This window comes from Xanthomonas prunicola (assembly GCF_002846205.1).
Taxonomy (GTDB): domain Bacteria; phylum Pseudomonadota; class Gammaproteobacteria; order Xanthomonadales; family Xanthomonadaceae; genus Xanthomonas; species Xanthomonas prunicola.
Genome location: NZ_PHKV01000082.1, coordinates 1 through 377 on the forward strand (window position 1 = coordinate 1; position 377 = coordinate 377).

The following is a 377-nucleotide window of genomic DNA, read 5'->3' on the forward strand; positions in this document are numbered from 1 at the left end:
GCTTCGAACACCGACTCGCTTGGGGTGATGGACGCGATGATCGAGTCGGTGCCAATGCGCTGACCTTGGGATGCATAGATTGCTGCAACAGTGCCGCTCAAGGGTGAAGTGATGGTTTGCAGCCGATCGGACTTGGCTCTGGCCACTTGATCTTCGATCGTGGACTTCTCACGCTCGATCTCACTCGCTTGTCTGCTGGCGGTTGTCTTTATCTCGGTGATTTCACCCAGCAATGCGGCACGCTGATTACGAAGTGTGGACTGCTGCGCGCGGGCATCCTGGATCTCCGCTTCTGCATCCAAGAGAGCATTTTCGTAGGTGAGGTAGGTGTATTTGGACACATACTTCTCAGCAAGCAGCGGCTCAATGGTCTTCAA

Annotated in this window: 1 pseudogene; it reads right to left on the reverse strand. The window is 54.6% G+C overall.

Features of this window, described 5'->3' with window-relative positions:
* Nucleotides 1-377, reverse strand: a pseudogene (locus tag XpruCFBP8353_RS23135) (multidrug transporter); the annotation flags it as partial.